Annotated in this window: 26 protein-coding genes; 21 read left to right on the top strand and 5 right to left on the bottom strand. The window is 48.3% G+C overall.

Features of this window, described 5'->3' with window-relative positions:
• Positions 1-12 precede the first annotated feature (12 nt).
• From XMM383_RS07030 to XMM383_RS06995, 8 genes are all read left to right on the top strand, one after another.
• Positions 13-450, top strand: coding sequence for a thioesterase family protein (locus XMM383_RS07030; protein WP_173494751.1), 438 nt, complete (start codon positions 13-15; stop codon positions 448-450).
• Positions 443-1,327, top strand: a complete 885-nt coding sequence (locus XMM383_RS07025) for a helix-turn-helix transcriptional regulator (RefSeq protein ID WP_173482892.1) — start codon at positions 443-445, stop codon at positions 1,325-1,327. Before XMM383_RS07030 ends, XMM383_RS07025 begins: the two co-directional genes overlap by 8 nt.
• 79 nt (positions 1,328-1,406) lie before the next feature.
• Entirely contained in the window at positions 1,407-2,564 is a 1,158-nt protein-coding gene (locus XMM383_RS07020) for an ABC transporter substrate-binding protein (protein WP_217363601.1), read from the top strand.
• Between the two features lie 59 nt (positions 2,565-2,623).
• Positions 2,624-3,490 carry a branched-chain amino acid ABC transporter permease gene (locus XMM383_RS07015; RefSeq protein WP_173494750.1) on the top strand — a complete coding sequence of 289 codons (867 nt, stop codon included), beginning with the start codon at positions 2,624-2,626 and terminating at the stop codon, positions 3,488-3,490.
• Positions 3,491-3,526: 36 nt separating this feature from the next.
• Positions 3,527-4,477: a branched-chain amino acid ABC transporter permease gene (locus tag XMM383_RS07010; RefSeq protein ID WP_217363600.1), complete on the top strand. Its 951-nt coding sequence runs from the start codon at positions 3,527-3,529 to the stop codon at positions 4,475-4,477.
• A 2-nt stretch (positions 4,478-4,479) separates the two neighbouring features.
• On the top strand, positions 4,480-5,223 hold the full coding sequence (locus tag XMM383_RS07005; protein ID WP_173494748.1) for an ABC transporter ATP-binding protein: 744 nt from the start codon (positions 4,480-4,482) through the stop codon (positions 5,221-5,223).
• The gene (locus tag XMM383_RS07000; protein ID WP_173494747.1) at positions 5,216-5,929 is read left to right on the top strand and encodes an ABC transporter ATP-binding protein; all 714 of its coding nucleotides are present in this window, start codon (positions 5,216-5,218) and stop codon (positions 5,927-5,929) included. The genes XMM383_RS07005 and XMM383_RS07000 overlap by 8 nt, the downstream gene beginning before the upstream one ends.
• Before the next feature lie 33 nt (positions 5,930-5,962).
• Entirely contained in the window at positions 5,963-6,271 is a 309-nt protein-coding gene (locus XMM383_RS06995) for a hypothetical protein (protein ID WP_173482887.1), read from the top strand.
• Here XMM383_RS06995 and XMM383_RS06990 read toward each other — a convergent pair whose 3' ends face one another.
• The 3 genes from XMM383_RS06990 to fabA form a co-directional block, all read right to left on the bottom strand.
• Positions 6,272-6,550 (bottom strand): Lrp/AsnC family transcriptional regulator, encoded by a 279-nt coding sequence (locus XMM383_RS06990; RefSeq protein WP_173482886.1) that lies wholly within the window; start codon positions 6,548-6,550, stop codon positions 6,272-6,274. It abuts the gene before it with no gap.
• A gap of 107 nt (positions 6,551-6,657) precedes the next feature.
• Complete coding sequence (gene fabB, locus XMM383_RS06985) at positions 6,658-7,878, bottom strand: beta-ketoacyl-ACP synthase I (protein ID WP_173494746.1); 1,221 nt, start codon at positions 7,876-7,878, stop codon at positions 6,658-6,660.
• A gap of 41 nt (positions 7,879-7,919) precedes the next feature.
• Positions 7,920-8,435 carry a 3-hydroxyacyl-[acyl-carrier-protein] dehydratase FabA gene (fabA, locus tag XMM383_RS06980; protein ID WP_173480360.1) on the bottom strand — a complete coding sequence of 172 codons (516 nt, stop codon included), beginning with the start codon at positions 8,433-8,435 and terminating at the stop codon, positions 7,920-7,922.
• A gap of 121 nt (positions 8,436-8,556) precedes the next feature.
• Here fabA and tmpT point away from each other — a divergent pair, with 121 nt between their 5' ends.
• Positions 8,557-9,189, top strand: coding sequence for a thiopurine S-methyltransferase (gene tmpT / locus XMM383_RS06975; protein WP_173483846.1), 633 nt, complete (start codon positions 8,557-8,559; stop codon positions 9,187-9,189).
• A 150-nt stretch (positions 9,190-9,339) separates the two neighbouring features.
• Here the strand turns inward: tmpT and XMM383_RS06970 are convergent, their stop codons facing one another.
• Positions 9,340-10,308, bottom strand: a complete 969-nt coding sequence (locus XMM383_RS06970; protein WP_173483847.1) for a polyprenyl synthetase family protein — start codon at positions 10,306-10,308, stop codon at positions 9,340-9,342.
• Positions 10,309-10,562: 254 nt separating this feature from the next.
• Between XMM383_RS06970 and rplU the strand changes: the two genes are divergently transcribed.
• The 4 genes from rplU (at position 10,563) to proB (ending at position 13,709) form a co-directional block, all read left to right on the top strand.
• The gene (gene rplU / locus XMM383_RS06965; RefSeq protein ID WP_173480363.1) at positions 10,563-10,874 is read left to right on the top strand and encodes a 50S ribosomal protein L21; all 312 of its coding nucleotides are present in this window, start codon (positions 10,563-10,565) and stop codon (positions 10,872-10,874) included.
• Between the two features lie 24 nt (positions 10,875-10,898).
• Entirely contained in the window at positions 10,899-11,156 is a 258-nt protein-coding gene (gene rpmA / locus XMM383_RS06960) for a 50S ribosomal protein L27 (protein WP_173482883.1), read from the top strand.
• A gap of 227 nt (positions 11,157-11,383) precedes the next feature.
• Positions 11,384-12,583 (top strand): Obg family GTPase CgtA, encoded by a 1,200-nt coding sequence (gene cgtA, locus XMM383_RS06955; RefSeq protein WP_173480365.1) that lies wholly within the window; start codon positions 11,384-11,386, stop codon positions 12,581-12,583.
• A gap of 1 nt (position 12,584) precedes the next feature.
• Positions 12,585-13,709, top strand: a complete 1,125-nt coding sequence (gene proB / locus XMM383_RS06950; RefSeq protein ID WP_173483848.1) for a glutamate 5-kinase — start codon at positions 12,585-12,587, stop codon at positions 13,707-13,709.
• A gap of 308 nt (positions 13,710-14,017) precedes the next feature.
• Here the strand turns inward: proB and rpsT are convergent, their stop codons facing one another.
• Positions 14,018-14,284: a 30S ribosomal protein S20 gene (gene rpsT / locus XMM383_RS06945; protein ID WP_173480367.1), complete on the bottom strand. Its 267-nt coding sequence runs from the start codon at positions 14,282-14,284 to the stop codon at positions 14,018-14,020.
• A gap of 243 nt (positions 14,285-14,527) precedes the next feature.
• Here rpsT and murJ point away from each other — a divergent pair, with 243 nt between their 5' ends.
• The 8 genes from murJ to XMM383_RS06905 all read left to right on the top strand — a co-directional run bounded on the left by murJ (position 14,528) and on the right by XMM383_RS06905 (position 22,375).
• On the top strand, positions 14,528-16,021 hold the full coding sequence (gene murJ / locus XMM383_RS06940) for a murein biosynthesis integral membrane protein MurJ (protein WP_217363611.1): 1,494 nt from the start codon (positions 14,528-14,530) through the stop codon (positions 16,019-16,021).
• A gap of 101 nt (positions 16,022-16,122) precedes the next feature.
• Positions 16,123-17,055: a bifunctional riboflavin kinase/FAD synthetase gene (ribF, locus tag XMM383_RS06935; RefSeq protein WP_173494745.1), complete on the top strand. Its 933-nt coding sequence runs from the start codon at positions 16,123-16,125 to the stop codon at positions 17,053-17,055.
• Positions 17,056-17,070: 15 nt separating this feature from the next.
• A complete protein-coding gene (gene ileS / locus XMM383_RS06930; RefSeq protein WP_173482881.1) occupies positions 17,071-19,881 on the top strand; it encodes an isoleucine--tRNA ligase in 2,811 nt (936 codons plus the stop codon).
• Positions 19,859-20,356, top strand: coding sequence for a signal peptidase II (lspA, locus tag XMM383_RS06925; protein ID WP_173494744.1), 498 nt, complete (start codon positions 19,859-19,861; stop codon positions 20,354-20,356). Before ileS ends, lspA begins: the two co-directional genes overlap by 23 nt.
• Before the next feature lie 3 nt (positions 20,357-20,359).
• On the top strand, positions 20,360-20,788 hold the full coding sequence (locus tag XMM383_RS06920; protein WP_173482879.1) for a peptidylprolyl isomerase: 429 nt from the start codon (positions 20,360-20,362) through the stop codon (positions 20,786-20,788).
• 57 nt (positions 20,789-20,845) lie between these two features.
• Positions 20,846-21,280, top strand: coding sequence for a type IV pilin protein (locus XMM383_RS06915; RefSeq protein WP_173494743.1), 435 nt, complete (start codon positions 20,846-20,848; stop codon positions 21,278-21,280).
• Positions 21,281-21,282: 2 nt separating this feature from the next.
• Positions 21,283-21,747 carry a GspH/FimT family pseudopilin gene (locus XMM383_RS06910; protein WP_173494742.1) on the top strand — a complete coding sequence of 155 codons (465 nt, stop codon included), beginning with the start codon at positions 21,283-21,285 and terminating at the stop codon, positions 21,745-21,747.
• Positions 21,748-21,754: 7 nt separating this feature from the next.
• A complete protein-coding gene (locus tag XMM383_RS06905) occupies positions 21,755-22,375 on the top strand; it encodes a PilW family protein (protein WP_173494741.1) in 621 nt (206 codons plus the stop codon).
• Position 22,376: the final 1 nt, after the last annotated feature.

Below are 22,376 nucleotides of genomic sequence, written 5' to 3'. Positions count from 1 at the left end.
AGAGTCTTTCCAATGAATGCTCCTCTGATTTATAAGCGTCGCCCCCAATGGGGCGACACTGATGCAGCTCAAATAGTCTATACAGGTCGGATTGCTGATTACGTCTTGGAAGCGATCGATCACTTCATGCGTGAAGTGTTAAAAATGCCTTGGTTTGAACTCAATATAGATGAGCATATTGGTACGCCATTTGTTTCCGTTAAGTACGATATTTTCGCACCCTTAACCCCTCGGTCTGAACTCGATTGCAAAGTACTAGTTAGCAAGGTTGGTCAGACCTCTGTTGGCTTTCATGTCACCATCAGAAATGATGACGGCCTTAAGTGTGTTGAAGCTAAAACAGTCAATGTCTTCGTCGATAACCAATCGATGACAAAAATCGATATTCCTGAAAAGTATCGTAAGCGACTCGAGTCTTATGTGCAGGCCTGTGGAGGTATTGATGAATAACTCAGATATTGATACCCAATTCGATGAACTTGCGTTGCAACAATACATAGAAGAGATTGGTAATAGAGTCAGATCTCTCAGAGCTAAGCGCGGCATGACTCGTAAGAGTTTATCTAAGCACTCTGACGTTTCTGAACGTTATCTTGCTCAGTTGGAGACGGGTAAAGCTAACATCACACTGAGTGTCTTGTGGCGAGTCGCTGAGGCGTTTGATATTCCGTTTTCAGAGATTATTCCTGATCAATGCCGTGACGGTATTAATCCACTGTTTGCTAGCTTTGTATCCTCTTTGACTGAGGAGCAACAAAATAGCGCTTTACAGCTTTTGAAACGACATTTCGCAAGCAGCTTAGCATCGGGGCATGGTGTTGCATTGGTTGGCCTTCGCGGAGCAGGTAAAACCACTTTGGGCCAACTGCTTGCCAAAGAGATGAATGTTCGCTTCATCCGCCTGACTGCTCTAATCGAAGAACTCGCAAATATGTCTATCGGAGAGATTTTAGATCTTGGTGGGCAGAAGAAATTCCGTCGTATTGAAGCGCAAGCGCTTGAATATGTTTTAAACCTGAATGAACCGGTTATTTTAGAAACGGGTGGTTCACTGGTCTCTCAAACTGAGTCGTTCAAATTACTCCTCGATAACTTCTTCTCGGTTTGGATTAAAGCTTCGCCAGAAGAGCATCTTTCTCGAGTTATGGATCAAGGTGATACTCGTCCAATGGCTGGTCTTAAAGAGGCGATAGAGGATCTTAAACTGATCTTAGAAGAGCGTGAATCGGGCTACAAACTGTCTGATTATACTCTTGATACGACAGGCCGAACTGAATCCGAGTGTTTAGCAGAACTTAAAAAAACGGCAGGAGCTTTCCTTCACTGAATTCTACCTGGCTAGAAGTTGACCGTTTTTAGTCAGGCACACATAGGTCTAATGATGACAATAAAAAAAGGAGTCAATCATGAAAAAAACAGCAATGATTTCGGCATTAACTGCAGGTGTGCTAAGTGCCTCAATTGCGTCAGCTGAGACGACTAAAGTTGGCGTTCTTCTTCCTTTTTCCGGTGTTTATGCGGCACTGGGTAAAGAGATTGATGCAGGTTTTGCATTGGGTATGGAGGAGTTTGGTGCAGGTCTTGATATTGAGTATGTTCGTGAAGATTCTGAAGCTGACCCAGGCAAATCGGTTGCTAAAGCTCGTAAGCTGGTTCTTCAAGACAAAGTTGATGTGATGACCGGTCTGGTCTCTTCAGCCGTTGCTGGTGCACTTCGGGACTTTGTTCATGGTGCTAAAGTACCACTTCTTATTACCAATGCAGGTGATAACTCAGTTACAGGTGCAAAGTGTAGTCCTTACATTTCTCGTTTCTCCTTCTCTAATGGGCAAATTAACCGTCCAATGGGTACATGGATGGCGCAAAATGGCATCAAAAAAGTCTACACACTCGCACCGGATTACACAGCTGGTCGTGAAATGATTGAAGGTTTCACTGGCACGTTTGAAGCTGCAGGTGGCGAAGTCGTGGGTGGCGAATACACGCCATTCCGCAAGACAAAAGACTTTGGTCCTTACCTAGCTAAAGCCAAAGCATCGGGTGCAGATGCTGTTTACAGCTTCTACGCTGGCGGTGAAGCCATTGCTTTTGTTAAGCAATACGATAGCTTCGGTCTAGATGAGACTATGCCACTATACGGCTCAGGCTTCCTGACTTCACCACTTTACGTGAAGGCTGAGGGTGATGCTGCTGTAGGTGTTACAACCGTTCTGCACTACGCCCCAACGATTGACACTGATTTGAACAATGCCTTTGTTCAAAAATTCCAATCAATCAACGATGGTCGTTCCCCATCTGAGTTTGCTGTGGCGGGTTATGACGCTGCTCAGGCTCTAGCGCTTGCCCTAAAAGGCGGTGCAGATGATCGTGCTTCTATTGCAGAAGCTATCTCGAAAGTTTCGTTCTCGGGTCCACGTGGCGAAGTCTCTATTGATCCTAAGACAAACAACATTGTGCAGCCACTTTACGTCTATGAAACCGTAAAAGATGGTGAAAAATTGACTCAGAAAGTTGTTGCTCAACTTCCGAGTGAACGTGACCCAGCGGGTAGTTGTTCACTCTAATTTCGTTTCAATTTGCAATAAAAGCTGGGCGCAAGCCCAGCTCATTTCGAGGCCTTCCAATGGATACCGGTTTTTGGATTCTGCAATTGCTGAATGCGTTGCAGCTATCGATGCTTTTGTTTCTTTTATCAGTGGGTTTGACCGTAATTTTCGGTCTAATGCACTTCGTTAACCTTGCGCACGGTGCGCTCTATGCCTTTGGTGCTTATGTTGCTGCTACGATCGCAGCCAGCATGGGTTATTGGGTAGGGCTGTTTGTCGCGCCTTTAGCCGTTGCTGTTCTTGGGTTGGTGCTCTATCAATTTTTGATCAAAAGTATGCGCTCCAGTGGTCCAATGGCTCAGGTCTTGGTGACCTTTGGATTGATCTTCGCATTACTGGATATTACTCGGATTATTTGGGGTGACTTGGCTTTGGCTCTTGATGTGCCAGAGATTCTTTCCGGCCGATTGTCGCTGTTAGGTGTTGAATATCCTGCCTATCGCTTCTTTGTGATGCTGGTTGGCTTGACTGCACTTATCATTCTTAATTTAGTGCTAAATAAAACACAAATTGGCGCAATGATTCGTGCGGGGGTTGATAACGATAAGATGGCCTCTTGCTTGGGGATCAACGTTGAACGTCTATTCTTTTTAGTCTTCTGTGTGGGCTGTGCCTTGGCAGGCCTAGCAGGCGCAGTGGCGGCTCCCTTGCTATCGGTTGTTCCCGAGATGGGATTAGAAATTCTTATACCCACGCTTATCGTTATTGTTATTGGCGGATTGGGTTCTTTAAAAGGAGCTATTGCTGGCTCGCTTATATATGGTTTTGTACAAACCTTTGGCTCTGTTTTTGCTCCTCAGTTTGCGTCAGTTGTTATCTACCTTCTTTTGGCGTTTATTTTGGTCACCAAACCTGCTGGTCTGTTCCCAGCAAAAGGAGGGTAAATCATGTTTTTTCAAACGCCTTTAAGAAATTTTATAATGATAGGCTATCTATTGATTTGCGCGTACATCGCAATGACAGCCGACTATTTTGGTGTCGAGATACTCACTGAATTGCTCATCTTAGCGATGATCGCTCTGGCGCTTGATTTGGTTGCAGGGTTCGGCGGCATGGTGTCGCTCTGTCACGGTGCTCTGGCCGGTCTAGGTGCCTATGTCTTTGCAACTTTGTGTACTAAGTTGGGTTTTGGGGCTTTGGAGTCGGTACTGATAGCATGTGTTCTGACGGGGATGGTCTCTTGGTTAATCGGCCTTATCTGCTCTAAATCCCATGGCATCTATTTCATTATGGCAACTTTGGCTTTCGGACAAATGGCCTACGCTTTCGTATTTGAGTCAAGTTACTTAGGGGGTGATAACGGAATGGCAGGGATTCCCCGTCTAGACCTAACTCCCATCAGTATCGATCTATTTGATTCAACTAACTTTGCTCTGTTTTGCCTGTTTTGTTTGGCTATCTCATATCTATTTGTCGCTAAAGTGCTTTCATCAGGCTTAGGTCGAAGCATGGTAGGTATCATGTACAGCGAGAAACGTTCTAGAGCGCTGGGTCAGCCAGTCACGCTGATTAAGGCCAATATATTTGGACTTTCAGGTATTGTGTTAGGTCTTGCAGGCTCTCTATCGGCTCAGCATTTTATGTTTATCTCACCTAGCTTGCTTTCGTGGACGCACTCGGGGGAGGTGCTAGTTGTAGTCATACTGGGTGGATTGGGAACCCTGGTAGGCCCAATTATCGGCGCAACGGCCTTTGTCGTGCTGAAACATGAGATTAGTAATTACACCGACCATTGGCATTTGATTGTTGGCATTATTCTCATTTTGGTTGTTATGGGTGGTGCCAAAGGGATCTACGGTATGTTGGAAAGTTATATCGAGCAGCGCAGAACTAAAGCGGCTGGTCCACGAAAAGTATTGAGCGAGGAGTAAGCATGCTTGAGGTAACTAATTTATCTAAGCACTTTGGTGCTCTTCATGTGACACGTGGTGTCTCTATGAGTGTTGCCAAAGGTGAGCGAAGAGTCATTCTTGGGCCGAATGGCGCTGGCAAAACAACCCTGTTCAATCAGTTGGTTGGTGAATTTATGCCAGACTCAGGAAGTATCAAAATCAATAACGAAGATGTGACCTCCTGGAGTGTAGCGAAACGCGCTAATTTTGGTTTGAGTCGAAGCTATCAACAAAATACTTTGTTTGATGGTCTAACTATTGCTGAAAATCTAGGCTTAGCAGCGTCCGTTAAAACTAAAAAATCAACCGCACTTTGGCGTGACTCGCTCACTTCTCCTGACGTGCGAGCCTTAGTAAGAGAGACTGCTGCTCAAGTTGATCTTACAGAGCATCTGAATAAGCGTGTTTCTGATGTAGCTTATGGTATTCGTCGTCAGCTAGAGGTTGGTATTGCCCTTGCTACTCAACCACGTGTGTTGCTGATGGATGAGCCTACGTCTGGTGTTGGGCCTGAAATGATTGGCGCATTTCATCACCTTTTAAAGCGCCTGCCCGAGGATCTAACCGTTGTAATCATAGAGCATGATATGGGTTTGGCATTAGATGTTGCTGACAGTATGACGGTTCTAAATTACGGCGAAGTGGTGTTTGAAGGGACTCCTGATGAGGCCCGTGAAAGCACTCTATTGCAAGAGATTTATCTGGGGACGTTTGAAGATGCTTGATGTTAAAGGTTTAGAATCTGGCTACGGTGAGACACAGGTTCTATTTGATTTGTCGTTTACAGCTCGCGCTGGCAAGGTTCATACTCTGCTTGGTCGAAATGGCGCTGGTAAATCAACCACACTAAAAACCATAATGGGACTTGTTAAACCCAAGCAGGGTCGTATCGCTTTGGAAGGGACCGAAATTCAAAAATTGGAGCCCTATACCGTTGCTGGAAAAGGCATCGCCTACGTGCCTGAAACGCGTGATATATTTCCCTCTTTAACCGTGCTCGAAAATTTAGAGCTAACTGCTAAACGTTATGTTGACGCTGACAATGCTGGGCAGAAACGTTGGACGATTGAACGAGTGTTTGACGTTTTTCCGCGTCTGTCTGAGCGTGCTAACAATTTTGGTAATGAGTTGTCGGGCGGTGAGCAGCAAATGCTAACGATTGCTCGTGCGCTTTTAATGAACCCTAAGCTGCTTATTCTTGACGAACCAACAGAGGGTCTTGCTCCAATCATCGTAAAGCAGATTCATGCTCAGCTTAAGTCCCTAAAAGAGACAGGTTTGACGATTATTTTGGTTGAACAAAATTTTGGCTTTGCGGTTAGCTTAGCCGATGATGTCAGTGTGGTGGGTAAAGGACAGATCGTGTGGCAAGGTTCACCGGAAGAGATTAAGGCCAATACCGAAGTCCAGAAGCAGTGGTTGGGCGTATAACTCAGTAAATTTATTAAAGGTGTTTAACTAAGAGTGTTTAGAGGCATTTTTCCCAAGACTCACTGGAATGATCTGCTTGATCACTTGGAAAGGTCAGGTCCAGATATTGTTGAAGTTGAGATTAATAGAGATGGGGTCATTGTTGATCATGAGCTCGTCTCTTTTATTAGCGAACTTGATGATGATGTAGTGATGCTAATTGAGCGCGATAAGCTTTTGGAGACTCGTACCGACGGTCTAGTGGAGTTGAAACACTACTCTAATGAATCTCTATTAATCGAGGACGAGACAAATAGACAGCAGTGGGTCGTAGAGTTAGTACGGCCCATCTATTTACATTAATCATTCAAAGCCTAGGCCGAACATTGCCTCCAAATCGTGTTTTGAATAGGCTTTAAAAGCCAGCATCGTCTCAGTCTCTTCAATATGATCAACCTCAGCTAATTTGTTGGTAATCAGATCAGATAACGCCTCGTTATTTTCAACACGAGCCATCGCAACTAAATCAAAATTTCCGCTGACAGAGAAAACTTCTGTAAAACCTTCCATTCCAGCGAGAAGCGTAGCGGTCTCTTGAATTTTTTGTCTTTGAACTTTTAACAATATGATCGCTGTAACCATTTTTATCTCCAGTTAATTACTGCTTCATTTATAGCATGGATTTAGTTGTGGTTAATAGGTACAAAAAAGCGACCCGTAGGTCGCTTTCTTATTGAGCAGTATGGCGATTAGCCGTTGTACTTCTCGAACACCAGAGTCGAGTTGGTACCGCCAAAGCCGAAGCTGTTCGACATAACGCGCTGTAGGTCGACGCCATCTTTGCGTGTAGTCACGACAGGTAGGCCTTCAGCCTCTGGGTCGATCTCTTCAATGTTCGCTGAGGCGCAGATGAAGTTGTTCTCTTGCATCAGTAGACAGTAGATCGCTTCCTGTACGCCTGTAGCGCCCAGTGAGTGACCCGCCAGTGACTTAGTCGAGCTGACCGGTGGCATCTCTGTACCGAAGGTCTCTTTCATCGCTTTCAGCTCTTGAATATCGCCAGCAGGTGTCGAAGTACCGTGTGAGTTGATGTAATCGATCTCACCATCAACCGTGCTCATAGCCTGTTGCATACAGCGAACAGCGCCTTCACCGGATGGGGCAACCATGTCGTAACCATCGGAGGTCGCGCCATAGCCTACAAGTTCAGCGTAGATTTTCGCACCGCGTGCTTTAGCGTGTTCTAGCTCTTCAAGAACCAGCATGCCGCCGCCACCTGCGATCACGAAACCGTCACGGTTTGCATCGTAAGCGCGAGACGCTTTTTCTGGTGTTTCGTTGTATTTGCTTGATAGGGCGCCCATGGCATCAAACATGACACTCAAAGACCAGTGTAGCTCTTCACCACCGCCAGCAAAGACAATGTCCTGTTTGCCTAGTTGGATCTGTTCCATCGCGTTGCCAATACAGTGTGCGCTGGTCGCACAAGCAGAGGTGATTGAGTAGTTCACACCTTTGATCTTGAATGGGGTAGCAAGACAGGCTGATACGGTAGAGCCCATGGTGCGAGTCACGCGGTATGGACCGACACGACGAACGCCTTTATCACGAAGGATGTCGGCGGTTTCAACAATGTCAGCCGACGAAGCACCACCAGAACCTGCGATCAGGCCAGTACGTACATTCGAAACCTGATCTTCTGATAGACCCGCATCTTTAATGGCTTGTTCCATTGAGATGTATGAGTAAGCTGCTGCATTACCCATGAAGCGGCGCAGTTTACGATCGATCAGTTCATCCAGATCCAGATCATCAATACTGCCTGCAACCTGGCTACGGAAGCCAAGATCAGCGTATTCCTGCTGGAATTTAATGCCTGACTTGCCCTCTTTTAGTGATTCCAGAACGCTCTCTTTGTCAGAACCTAGACAAGAAACGATACCCATTCCGGTAACAACTACTCGACGCATGTTTACTCTCTCTCTAATTGTGTTTCTAAGCGTTAACGCTCTTAGAAGTTTTCGGTGCTGGTGAATAGACCGACTTTAAGATCCGTTGCTGTGTAGATCTCGCGACCATCCACTGATACCGAACCGTCTGCAATACCCATAACCAATTTACGCTCAATCACGCGTTTCATCTGGATGTTGTAAGTGACCTTCTTAGCAGTCGGTAGTATCTGACCTGTGAATTTAACCTCACCTGAACCCAGTGCGCGACCGCGACCTGGGTTGCCTTTCCAGCCTAGGTAGAAGCCAACGATCTGCCACATTGCGTCTAGACCAAGACAGCCAGGCATAACAGGATCGCTAGGGAAGTGACAGTCGAAGAACCAAAGATCTGGACGAATATCTAGTTCAGCGATGATTTCGCCTTTACCGTGCTCGCCACCTTCAGCAGAGATCTTGGTAATACGGTCCATCATAAGCATGTTGCCAACAGGTAGGCGGGCATTGCCTTCGCCAAACATTTCGCCGTGGCCACAGCTTAGAAGTTCGTCACGGTTAAAAGATGATTGTCTAGTCATGGTGTTCTAATTCACAGTCTTAATTACAAAAATTTGCCGGATTATACCTTTTTAGGGCTCGCTAAGCACGACATCGATCAGTTAAATTACCTGAATCACCCCATTTTAAGGAAAAACCCCTATGAAACACGCCTTCTGGCATGAGCGCTGGTCTGAAAATCGCATCGGTTTTCACCAGTCAGATTTTAACCCTTGGTTGACGAAATATTGGTCCACACTTGAGCTGTCTGGAGAGGAGTCTATCTTTGTGCCGCTCTGTGGTAAAAGCCGCGACATGCTTTGGTTGCGTGAGCAGGGTCATAAGGTCATCGGTGTTGAGTTGAGTGATCTGGCGTGCCGTGACTTTTTTGCAGAGCAGGGTGTCGATATCGATGCCATTGATGAGGGTGCTTTTCACCGTCGTGAGCGTGATGGAATCTCTCTGTTGGCTGGTGATGTCTTTAAAACCACCCGCGCTGCGCTCAATAACCCACGAGCCATCTACGATCGAGCGGCACTAATAGCACTTCCGCCCGAGATGCGAATCGACTACTCCGCGCACATCGCAAGGCTCACAGTGGTAGGCGATCAGATTTTGTTGATTGCGCTCGAGTATGACAATCCTAGAAACGAACCACCTTTTTCAGTAAAAGGTGATGAAGTGCAACGTCTATTCTCTGCTGAGTTTGAGATTGAAGAGCTTGATAGCGCTGATCTAAGTGAAGGGCGTTTTGAAAATCAGCGTGAAGTGGTTTATCGGTTGGTGCGTCGGTAGGTCGAAGCCAGTGAAGGTGACAGGCTAAAAGCCAGTCACCGGCCAAGAATCGTGACTGACTTCAGTCTGTCATCGGCTATTTCAGCGTCTTCCTGATAATTTATGTTATTGGAAAGCGGATGACAGGCTGAAGGCCTGTCACCAAAGTGTTCACTGGGTTCTTGCGATAGCCAAATCAGCAATCTGATTCAGCGTCACTTTAAACGAAGTGTCTGGTAGAGAGGCGATCGCGTTTTTCGCTTTATCGATCTCTTCGGCTGCTTTTTGACGCGAGTAGTCTATCGATCCATTGCGTTGCACGATCTCGAGTACCGGTGATAAATCATCCAGTCCACCTTTGCGGATCGCTTGGCGAATCAACTCTCTATCTTCATCGCTGCCGACGCGCATTGCATGAATCAGCGGCAGTGTGGCTTTGCCTTCGGCGAGGTCGTCTCCAACGTTTTTACCCATGGTTTCGCTATCAGATAGATAGTCGAGTAGGTCATCGACGATTTGGAAGGCGATGCCAAGGTGGCGACCATAAAGTCTTAGGGCTTCACGATTCTCTGCAGAGCTGTCCGCTAGAATTGCTCCGACCTCTGTTGCTGCTTCAAACAGCATGGCCGTTTTGCCAAGAATGACCTGAAGGTAAGACTCTTCACTGGTATCTGGGTTGCGCTGGTTTAGCAGCTGCAGAACTTCGCCTTCGGCAATGATCGTAGTGGCGTGTGAAATGACCTGCATGATCTCCATGCGGCCAATCTCAACCATGATCTGGAATGAGCGAGAGTAGAGGAAGTCACCGACTAATACGCTCGGCGCATTACCCCACTGAGCGTTTGCGGTGGCGTTACCGCGACGTAGCTCAGAGTTGTCGACCACATCGTCATGCAGCAGTGTTGCCGTATGAATGAATTCGATGACCGCTGCCAGTGGAATGTGTTGTTCCCCTTTATAGCCAGCGGCATTGGCAGCCAGTAGAACCAACAACGGACGCAAGCGCTTACCGCCACCTTCAACAATGTGATGTGCAATCTTCTCTACTAGAGGGACATTGGAGCCAAGATTGTTAAGGATGTAATCCGTAACGGCATCGAATTGAGGCTCGATCAGTGGGTTGAGTTGGTGTGGTTGCATTTTGGCTACTACTTATAAATGACAGACGGATGCTAGGGGGTGAGAGCGGGGGTGTCAATATGACTCTGGTGTATAGGCCTTCCAATGCCTCAATTTAGTGTAAATAAGGGTTGAGTTTGAGTGGGGGGTTCTGTATTATTCTGCGCCCTAGCTTGTCCAAATAACGCTCCCTGTGCGAGGGTGTCGTAAGACATCAGCCCTTCAGAGCAGGTTTCGTATTAGTAGCCGGGTAAGCAAAATATTGGAGAACACAGATGTTTGCAGTAATCGTAAGCGGTGGTAAACAGTACCGCGTACAAGAGGGTCAGACCCTTAAAGTAGAAAAGCTAGCGGTTGAAGCTGGTTCAAACGTTGATTTCGATCGCGTACTACTTGTTAGCAACGGCGACGACGTTAAAGTTGGCGCGCCAGTTGTTGAAGGTGCTAAAGTTTCTGCTGAAGTGGTATCACACGGTCGCGGTGACAAGGTGAAAATCATCAAGTTCCGTCGTCGTAAGCACCACATGAAGCGTCAGGGCCACCGTCAGTGGTACACTGAAGTTAAAATCACTGGCATTAACGGCTGATCAACGAATCTAGGAGATTAGAGAATGGCTCATAAGAAGGCAGCCGGCTCAACGCGTAACGGACGCGATTCGGAGTCGAAACGCTTAGGCGTTAAACGTTTTGGTGGTCAGGAAGTACTTGCGGGTAACATCCTGGTTCGTCAGCGCGGTACTAAATTCCACGCTGGTACAAACGTAGGCATCGGCAAAGACCACACTCTATTTGCGAAAGCAAACGGTGTTGTTAAGTTCGAAGTTAAAGGCCCTTACAACCGTAAATTCGTTAGCATCGAAACTGCCTAAGTTTCGTTGTTACGTAAAAAACCCGCTTAGGCGGGTTTTTTTGTTTTTTAGGCCGTGTCAGCGTGTCAGGCTGAAGCCAGACAGGGCTTGAAAAGCTATTAAGTTCAAAAAAGCATGTAAGGTTGATTCTTACCAGAGTAAAATCAGCCCACTGAGGGAAAATAGGATCATGTCGTTAGGTTTGACAGACGATCTGGCCCTATTTTTCCTCCATTTAGGAGAAAGAGATGAAGTTTGTTGATGAAGCACTGATTACCGTACAAGCCGGTAAAGGCGGAAACGGCTGTATGAGTTTCCGTCGCGAGAAGTACATTCCAAAAGGTGGCCCAGATGGTGGCGACGGTGGTGATGGTGGTTCTATTTTTGTCGAAGCCGATTCAGGTCTTAATACGCTAATCGATTACCGCTTTACGCGTCACTACAAAGCACAAAACGGTGAGGGCGGTCAGGGTCGTCAGTGTACCGGTTCCAAAGGTGAAGATCTGGTGCTTAAAGTGCCAGTCGGTACCACCATTGTGGATGTGGATACCGATGAGGTGTTGGCGGATCTGACGGCTGTCGGTCAGGTCGAAAAGATCGCTCAGGGCGGTTGGCACGGCTTGGGTAATACGCGTTTTAAAAGCAGTGTAAACCGTGCGCCTCGTCAAACGACTAAAGGTTCCGAGGGTGAGTTGCGTAACGTTCGTCTGGAGTTGCGTGTCCTGGCTGATGTCGGCCTTCTTGGTCTGCCAAATGCCGGCAAATCGACGCTGATTCGTTCTATCTCAGCCGCTAAGCCTAAAGTGGCTAACTACCCATTCACTACCTTGGTACCTAACCTGGGTGTCGTTCGCACCGAAGCGCACCGCAGTTTCGTCGTTGCCGATATCCCTGGAATCATTGAAGGTGCCGCAGAGGGTGCCGGTCTTGGTATTCGCTTCCTAAAACACTTGGCGCGTAACCGTGTACTGTTGCACCTGGTTGATATGGCGCCTTGGGACGAGGTGACACCTGCTGAAGCAGCGGTCACTGCAGTTAATGAGCTGAATAAGTTCTCGCCTACCTTGGCTGATCAGCCTCGCTGGTTGTTGCTGAATAAGATCGACATGGTGCCAGAAGAGGAGCTTGAAGAGCGTTGTCAGTCAGTGATCGATGCGTTGGAATGGGATGGTCCGGTATTCCGTATCTCTGCTATCAACAAGCAAGGCACTGATCTTTTGGTCCATCAGTTGCAAGACTATCTTGATGAGAAGAAAGAGGCGCTTGCAGAGAATCCAGAATTGGTGGATGCAGAGCGTGAGCTGCGTATGCAGATTGACCGTGAAGCGCGTGAAAATCTTGAGCGTATGCGTGCCGAAATGCGTGCGCGTCGTGAAGCGGGCGAAGCTGATGATTGGGATGACTTCGATGATGACGATTACGATGTTGAAGTGGAGTACGTAAAGTAACATGTCTGCATCACGTCAACGGTTAACAGAAAAGGGTCGTTGGGTCGTCAAAATCGGCAGTGCGCTGCTGACGGATGATGGTAAAGGTCTAGATCAGCAAGCGATTGTTGGCTGGGTTGAGCAGATCGCTAAACTGGTGCAGCAGGGTGTTGAGGTGGTTCTTGTCTCTTCAGGTGCTGTAGCCGAGGGGATGAATCGTTTAGGCTGGTCAGAACGCCCAAGCGAGATGTATAAGCTGCAAGCCGCCGCCGCTGTCGGTCAGATGGGTTTGGTTCAAGCGTATGAATCTATTTTTCAGCAACACAACCTTCATACCGCGCAGGTTCTTCTGACGCATGATGACCTCTCTAACCGTAAGCGTTATCTAAACGCACGTTCAACGTTGCGCTCTCTAATCGATCTGGGCGTCGTAGCCATCGTTAATGAGAATGACACGGTTGTGACCAGTGAGATTCAGTTTGGTGATAACGATACGCTCGGTGCGTTGGTGGCTAATGCCATTGAAGCCGATGCGCTGATTCTGCTGACGGATCAGAAAGGTCTGTTCACCGCAGATCCTCGCTCTAACCCTAATGCTGAATTAATCGCCGAAGGTCGAGCTGAAGATGATCACTTCCTTCAGATTGCAGGCGGAGGCGGTAAGTTGGGTCGCGGTGGTATGGCAACTAAAGTACGTGCCGCTCGACTTGCGGCTCGTTCAGGTGCTGTAACGGTTATTGCTAGCGGTCGTGAAGAGAGTGCGTTGTTAAGAATCTTCTCGGGTGAAGAGATTGGTACGTTGTTAGTACCTGATCACGGTCGCCAAGCTGCGCGTAAACACTGGATCGCAGGGCATCTTCAGGCGCGTGGTCGTCTAGTCTTGGATGCTGGCGCGGTGAAAGCGCTTAAAACGGGTGGCAAATCACTGCTGCCTGCGGGTGTTGTCAAAGTAGAGGGTGATTTCTCACGGGGTGAGATGGTCGAGCTGGTCGATACTGACGGTGAGGTTATCGCACGCGGCTTGGTTAACTACGCCTTCGATGAGGCGGACCGTATCAAAGGTCACGCCAGCCAAGAGATCGAATCCCTTATCGGTCACATCACTGATCCAGAGCTAGTCCATCGCGATAATATGGCGTTGGCCTAAATCGTTGGAGCGGTCTGGGTGTCTGGTTGCAGCCTGACAATCGCTATCCCAGCAGGTTAATCCTCTAGCTAAAAGCACCAGTGACTGGCTTCAGCCTGTCATCTGCTTTATCGGTGTTTTCCAGATTGGCAGTAAAGTCTACCAGCGGATGACAGGCTAAAGCCTGTTAAGCACACGGATGTGATGTATACAGTAATTGCAGGAGCAAATTACTGTCACCGGTATGTACTCTGTCAGCATCTTCCAGATTGCAGGCAACAAAAAACCCGCTAATTAGCGGGTTTTTGGAAAAGCTTTTAAGCAGTCGCTTATGCAGCCATCGCTTTGATGCGTGCGTTTAGGCGGCTCTTAGTGCGTGCAACAGCGCTCTTCTTGAAGATTCCTTTGTTTACTGAGCTATCTAGGATAGGCTGAGCAACTTTGAATGCTTCGTTAGCAGCAGCTTGGTCACCACCAGCAACTTCTTTTAGTACTTTCTTGATGTAAGTACGTACCATGGAGCGCAGGCTAGCGTTATGTTGACGACGCTTTTCCGCCTGGCGAGCACGTTTACGAGATCCTGCGGAATTTGCCACAGCTGAGCTCCTTAAATTTGAGTTAAACAAACGAGACAAGTGTCTCTCAAAATTGGATGCGAAATTATTCCGATATCGTTGCCGTCTGTCAAGCATTAAACACAGAAGAAATGCACTTTTAGTTGACCTTCTTCTTAGGTAGGCGATAATCGACGGATTAATTCGGCACTTTGAGGTTAAAAGTTGAGTCAAAAAGCGACATCTGGCGGCGGTCTGCTGCGCTCAAGTGCTGTAGTTGGCATCATGACCATGATCTCGCGAGTGCTGGGATTAATTCGTGATGTGGTGGTCGCGGGTTACTTTGGCGCCAGCGGTGCATCCGACGCTTTTTTTGTCGCATTCAAAATCCCCAACTTTTTACGACGTCTTTTTGCTGAAGGGGCTTTTGCTCAGGCTTTCGTGCCGGTGCTCTCTGAGTATCGATCGCAACGTGATTTAAAAGCGGTTCAATTTCTCGTCAATCGTACCGCCGGCAGCTTGGGTTCGGTGTTGTTGCTGGTCACGCTGGTGGGCAGTCTGGGTTCGCCACTATTGGCGATGCTGTTTGCGCCTGGGTTTTATATGTCAGGCTCCGAGAGCTTTGGTCTTGCGGCTGACATGCTGCGCATTACCTTTCCCTATCTGATGCTGATATCCCTAACCGCATTTTGTGGTGCCATTCTGAACTCCTATGAGCGATTTGCGGTGCCTGCCTTCACCCCGGTATTGCTGAATCTCTGTCTGATCGGTTCAGCGGTCTACTTAAGCCCCATGTTTGATCCGCCCATTATGGCGCTGGCTTGGGGTGTGTTGATGGCCGGTACCGTCCAACTGCTGTTCCAGTTGCCGTTTTTAGCGCGCCTGCGTCTATTGCCCGTGCCGCAAGCCGGTTGGAAGGATGAAGGGGTGCGGCGCATCCTGAAACTGATGCTGCCGGCTCTATTTGGTGTATCGGTTGCACAGATTAACCTGCTATTGGATACCGTGCTTGCCTCGTTCTTGCAGACGGGCAGTGTCTCTTGGCTCTACTACTCAGATCGTCTGGCAGAGCTGCCCTTGGGGGTATTTGGTATCGCGATTGCGACGGTGATTCTGCCAAGCCTTTCTCGTAAACACGCTGAAAAGTCAGGGGAAGAGTTCGCCAAAATGTTGGATTGGGCAGTGCGAATGGTGCTATTGATCGGCATTCCTTCGGCTGTGGCGCTGATTCTGTTGGCGGAGCCTCTGCTAACGACGCTGTTCCACTATGGTGAGATGACCGATCGCGATGTCAGCATGGCGGCTATGAGTCTTCGTGCTTATGGCTTAGGTTTGCTCGCATTTATGCTCATCAAGGTGCTGGCGCCGGGCTACTTCTCTCGCCAAGATACCAAAACCCCCGTCAAAATCGCTGTTAAAGCGATGGTGGCGAATATGGTATTTAACCTGATTCTTATCTTCCCTCTGGCGCATGCGGGTCTTGCGCTAGCAACCGCGCTGTCCGCCTTTATGAATGCGGGTTGGCTTTTGCATGGCTTAATTAAACAGGGTGTCTTCAAGTGGCAAACTGGCTGGTTAAGGTGGTCTATGCAGTTGTTATTTGCCAACGCATTGATGGCGGTGGTTATTCTGCTGTTCGCACCAGTTGCTTCCGACTGGTTATCGGCCGGTTTGTGGCAGAGAGTCGAGTGGATGTTCCTGCTCGTGGCCGGCGCAGTTCTGGTTTACTGTGCCTCTTTGATCCTTTCCGGTGTGCGAATTCGTCATTTGCGTGGCTAAAGTCATAAACATAGTGTTTTAGGTCTTAATTAGAGGGGCCTGCATGCGCTATAATCGCGCGTTTATTATTTGTCTGATGCTTGGGTGAAACTGATAACGCAATGGAACTGATTCGAGGGCTTCACAATTTACGCGATCATCATCGCGGCTGCGTTGCGACGATCGGTAACTTTGACGGCGTTCACTTAGGCCATCAGATGATACTGTCAGGTGTGCGAGAAAAAGCGCAACAACTGGGGTTGCCCTCTGTTGTGATTGTGTTTGAACCGCAACCACGTGAGTTTTTTTCGCCAGAGTCTGCGCCACCTCGTCTAACGCGTTTCGGCGAGAAGCTTCGCCTGTTAGAAGCTGAAGGGGTTGATCGCGTGCTTTGTCTTAGCTTCAACGAGCGTTTACGTTCACTGTCAGCTGAGGCGTTTATTGATGAGCTGCTGCTGAAGGGCTTGGATGTAAAGCATTTTGTGGTGGGTGACGATTTTCGTTTTGGTTGTGATCGCCGTGGCGATTACGCACTGCTTAAGGCTGCAGGTGAATCACACGGTTTTACCGTCGCTGACACACCGACACTGATTTTAGAGGATGAGCGCGTCAGCAGTTCACGCGTTCGTGAAACGCTTGCCGCTAACAACTTATCCTTGGCTGCTCGATTGTTAGGGCGTCGCTATCGTGTCACCGGCCGTGTGCAACATGGGCAAAAAGTGGGTCGTGAGCTCGGCTTTCCGACAGCCAATGTACGCATGCACAAGTATGCCTGCCCTATGCGGGGTGTCTACACGGTAAGGGCGCACTTGGCGGGTAAGGTCTACAACGCGATTTGCAATGTTGGCAGTCGGCCGACACTTAATGGTGTTCGTCCTGTATTGGAAGTGCACCTGCTAGATTTTACGGGGCAGCTCTATGGTGAGCTGCTCAGTGTTGAATTTTTACATCCAATGCGTGCGGAGCAACGCTTTGATGGATTGGATGCTTTGCGAGAACAGATCGCAAAAGATATCGCTGCAGCGCGCGCTTGGTTCGCTGCCGCAAATACCTAAACTGGGACTGGATTGATGACCGATTACAAACCGACTCTAAACCTGCCGGAAACTGCGTTCCCAATGCGCGGTAACCTGCCATCTGCTGAACCTAAGCGTCTTGCTAAATGGAAAGAGATGGATCTTTACGCACGAATTCGTGAAGTGAGCGCAGGTCGACCAAAATTTATTCTGCACGATGGCCCTCCTTACGCTAACGGCAGCATTCACATTGGTCACGCGGTGAATAAGATCATCAAAGATATGATCATCAAATCCAAAACCCTAAGTGGTTTTGACTCGCCTTACACGCCGGGTTGGGACTGTCACGGTCTACCAATCGAGCACAAGGTTGAGACACTGATCGGTAAAGCGGGCGAGAAAGTTTCTTACGCGGATTTCCGTGCTAAATGTCGCTCCTATGCGACTGAGCAGATCGCCGGTCAGAAAGAGGACTTTATTCGTCTAGGTATTCAGGGTGATTGGGATGACCCTTACCTAACGATGAACTTCAAAACCGAAGCGAATACCGTTCGTGCACTGGGCAAAATTGCAGAACGAGGCCACCTAGTGAAAGGTTACAAACCGGTCTACTGGAGTGTTGTCGGTAAATCAGCTTTGGCTGAGACTGAGGTTGAGTACCAAGACAAAACATCTACTGCGATTGATGTGCGTTTCACCTTTGTTGATCAAGCCAAAGTGAATGCACTGTTCGGTACTGACAAACAGAACGTCTCGCTCGTCATCTGGACAACCACACCTTGGACAATTCCTGCTAACCAAGCGGTATCGGTTAACGGTGAGTTGGAGTATGCCCTGGTTGAAGTGCACCTTGAGAGCGGTGTCGATTACCAGGTTCTAGCCGAGTCGATGGTTGAGTCGATCATGGAGCGCTGGGGCGTAGATAAGTTTGAAGTATTAGGCCGTGTAAACGGTGCGGCGCTGGAGCTGCTTCAACTTGAACACCCTGTGTTTGATCGTGAGGTGCCTGTGATTTTGGGTGATCACGTCACTACCGATGCAGGTACCGGTGCGGTTCACACGGCGCCTGATCACGGTATGGACGACTTCGTTGTCGGTAACCGCTACAACCTTAAAACCCTAAACCTTGTTCAAGCGGATGGTGTCTACACTGACGCGGCAGGTGAGTTTGCTGGCATCCATGTCTACAAAGCGGATGCACCGGTGACGGAAGCGCTAGAGCGTGAAGGTAAGTTGGTGCACCTAAAACGTTTCCAACACAGCTACCCACACTGCTGGCGCACCAAAACACCACTGATCTACCGTGCAACGCCACAGTGGTTCATCTCTATGGAGAAAGAGAACCTGAAAGCGGACGCAATGAATGCGATCAAGGGCGTACAGTGGTTCCCAGATTGGGGTCAGACACGTATCGAAGCGATGGTTGGTCAGAGCCCAGATTGGTGTGTATCACGTCAACGTACTTGGGGTACGCCGATTACGCTATTCACTCACAAGCAGACAGGTGAACTTCACCCACGCACGACTGAGTTGATCGAGCAGGTTGCGCAGCGTATCGAAGAGACCGGTATCGACGCATGGTTTGATCTAGATCCAGCAGAGCTGTTGGGTGAAGAAGCAGCGGATTACGATAAAGTGACCGATACCATGGACGTTTGGTTCGATTCGGGTGTCACGCACCACTCAGTTCTGCGTACCAAAGAGAGCCTGCACTTCCCGGCTGATATGTACCTAGAGGGGTCGGATCAGCATCGTGGTTGGTTCCAGTCGTCACTGAAAACATCGATTGCGATTAACGGTTGTGCACCGTACAAGCAGGTTCTGACTCACGGCTTTACTGTCGATGAGAAGGGCTACAAGATGTCTAAGTCACTGGGTAACGTCATTGCACCACAGCAGGTGAATGACAAACTAGGTGCGGATATTCTTCGACTTTGGGTTGCCTCTACAGACTACTCAGGTGATATGGCTGTATCGGATCAGATTCTTCAGCGTACGGCAGACAGCTACCGTCGTATCCGAAATACATCGCGCTTCCTATTGGCGAACCTAAACGGCTTTGACCCAGAAGCGCACAGCGTAAAACCAGAAGAGATGCTGGCGCTGGATCGTTGGGCAGTTGATTCTGCTTACCGTTTGCAGCAGCGAGTGATCGATGCGTACAACAGCTACCGTTTCTTGGATGTTTACCAGCAAGTTCACAACTTCTGTGCACAAGAGCTGGGTGGTTTCTACCTAGACATCATTAAAGATCGTCAGTACACCACTAAGCCAGATAGCTTGGCGCGTCGTTCATGTCAGACCGCTCTGTACCACATTGCACAGGCGCTGGTTCGCTGGATTGCTCCGATCTTGAGCTTCACCGCTGATGAGATCATCGAAGTGCTACCAGGTAACAACCCTGAAAGTGCCATGCTAACGACTTGGTACGAAGGCTTGTTTGAGATGACTGCAGACGATGCTTTTGGTCGTGAGTACTGGGAGCGTGTGCTGCAGGTTAAACAGGCGGTTAACAAGTGTTTGGAAGAGGCGCGTAACGAGAAGCTAGTTAAAGCCTCGCTAGCCGCTGAAGTGACACTCTATGCTGATGAGCAGATCACTGCCGATTTGAATCGCCTAGGTGATGAGCTTCGCTTCGTATTGATTACATCGACTGCTAGCATTGAGCCGCTAGCGAATGGCGCAGACGCTCGTGAAACAGCGGTTGAAGGTCTTAAAGTCGCAGTTAAAGCGTCGGAAGAGGCGAAGTGTGCTCGTTGTTGGCACCACCGTGAAGATGTCGGTCAAAACGCCGATCACCCAGAGCTGTGTACACGTTGTGTCGATAACGTAGAGGGCGAAGGTGAGCAGCGTCACTACGCGTAACCCTTCAGCACTGCAGTGGCTATGGCTCAGCCTAGCCATTGTAGTGCTTGATCTTGGCAGTAAAGCGTTGGCATCCAGTATGCTGAGCTACAACCTGCCGATCGCTATTCTTCCCATCTTCGATCTAAGACTGCTGCATAATACGGGCGCAGCCTTTAGTTTTTTAGCCAGTGAAACGGGGTGGCAACGTTGGCTGTTTGTGGCCATTGCGGTTGTCGTGAGTGGGTTGATCGTTCACTGGCTACGCCAAACGGAGCCACAGCAAAAGATACAGGCCTTTGGCTATGCCGCTATTTTAGGCGGTGCTCTGGGCAATCTTTTTGACCGTATTGTTCACGGTTATGTAGTGGATTTTTTGTCCTTTCACTACGCAGGTTGGTATTTCCCAGCCTTTAATATCGCCGATGTGGGTATCACCCTCGGCGCCATCGCATTGATTGTTGATGCACTATTTTTATCAAAAGACCGGAGCTAATAGATGAGCGAACTTACCATTGAACAGGGCCGTAAAGTGACCATGCACTTCGCGATCAAACTCACCGATGGACAGATCGTGGACTCGAACTTCGAAGGTGCTCCTGTCGAATTCGAAGTGGGCGATGGTAATATCCCCGAAGGCTTTGAAGCCGCTTTGTCTGGGCTGAAAGTGGGCGATCATCTCGATCTAACCATCGATCCAGAGCGCGGCTTTGGTCAGCACAACCCAAGCAACATCCAAACCATGAAACGCTCAGACTTCAAAGATATGGAGTTAGAGCCGGGCTTGGTCATCTCATTCCAAGAGCCCGGTGGTGAACTACCCGGTGTCATCGTCGAGTTCGATGACGAGCGTGTGGAGGTTGATTTCAATCACCCTCTTGCAGGAAAAACGATTCTTTTCGAAGTTCAGGTTCTGAATATTCAGTAAAACCCCCTCCATATTCTGTTCCTCTGCTATATTTAATGAATGTAACGGAGGGACTCAATGCGTCACCAAAAAGGCTTTACTCTGATTGAATTGATGATCGTAGTGACGATCATCGGAATTCTTGCGGCCATCGCTTATCCGGCTTATCAGGATTATGTGCTTCGAGCCAAGCGTGGAGACGCGATGAATGGATTGGCCGCAATTCGCATTGCTCAAGAGAAGTACCGTGCTAGCAATGTTTCTTTTGCAACTACAGTTGATCAGTTAACTAATCATTCATCAAATACATTGGATATTAATTACAGTAGTTCTCCGGAGGGGCACTACTCTATATCACTGCTTACCGGAGCATCATTAGCTAACGCTTCATCATTTTGGGCTACAGCTTCGGCAAGCCATTCTGATCCAGAATGTGACAAGCCCTTCCTTGTTGATCGAAATGGCAAGGTTACTAGCGATTCAAATTATGCTGGCGCTAATTGTTGGGAGTGATGATGTTTTCTGATGTTAAGCAGAAAGGTGTCACTATGATTGAGGTGATGGTGACGGTAGCTATCTTCGGAATCATTGCGGCTATCGCTATACCTTCTTATCAAGACTATATTGCTAGAGAGCGTTTGGTCGGTGCGGCTCAGGCAATCTATAGTCAGGCGATATTAGCTAGGCGCCAAGCTGTATCGAACAATCGCAATCGATACTTCTTTGTCAGCGATGATTCGGGTGACTGGTGTGCCTATGCATCCAGTGCGAGTGACGCAACTTGTGCATCATCGGATGCACCAATCTATGCTCACGGGCGTGATTATCCCGGAGTCACGGTTTCAACCGGAGTAAGTACAGCGTTTGTAATGCCAGCACTATCTGCTGCTTCGGTTTCAATTCCGGTCACTGGTGCAAACGGTGATTTTCGAAAAATATCCATTTCCAATAATCAGATGATTAGGGTGCTAGATGAGTAGATTGAGAATGAAGTTTCAGTCTGGCTATACCTTGATTGAACTGATGATCGGTATAGCGGTTGGTCTCATCGTTCTCTCTGGGGCGCTGTTTCTCTACCTTCAAATTGTCACCGTTGCTGAGTCGACTCTTGCTGCAACAAAATTGAATCGAGAATTAGGAATATTGGTAGATTCGATGAGCGGCGAAATTAGAAGGCATGGCTATTCAGCGGCGGGTAGTGCAAGCTTTTATCAAACTTCTAGCTCTGCAGGGCTTTCAGTTTCCGGAGATAACCAATGCATTCTCTACGCATATGATGGCGGGGAGAGTGACTCGGGTAGTGCTGAAGTTGTAGCTGATCGTAAAGGCTTTAGAAAAGTAGACAATGCTATCTACATTAAAACCAATGCTGTGGGTGAATGTAGCGATCCATCGGATTCTGTAAATTGGGAGCAATTCAGTAACTCTCTAGCAGTATCTGTGGCAGGTATGAGTGCTGAGGTAGATGTTTCCGCTTCAACAAGTGACGGAACTACTATTTATACACGGACTGTTGAACTAACAGTTTCAGCTGCAGATCCTTCGGGGCAGGTTAGCTCCTCCAAAACTGTTTCAATTCTTATTCCCAACAATGTTTTAGAGGAATAGA

The sequence above is a fragment of the Marinobacterium sp. xm-m-383 genome, assembly GCF_013283255.1.
GTDB lineage: Bacteria > Pseudomonadota > Gammaproteobacteria > Pseudomonadales > Balneatricaceae > Marinobacterium_E.
Note: the sequence above shows the minus strand (reverse complement) of the source record. Positions and strands in the feature narration are given on the sequence as shown.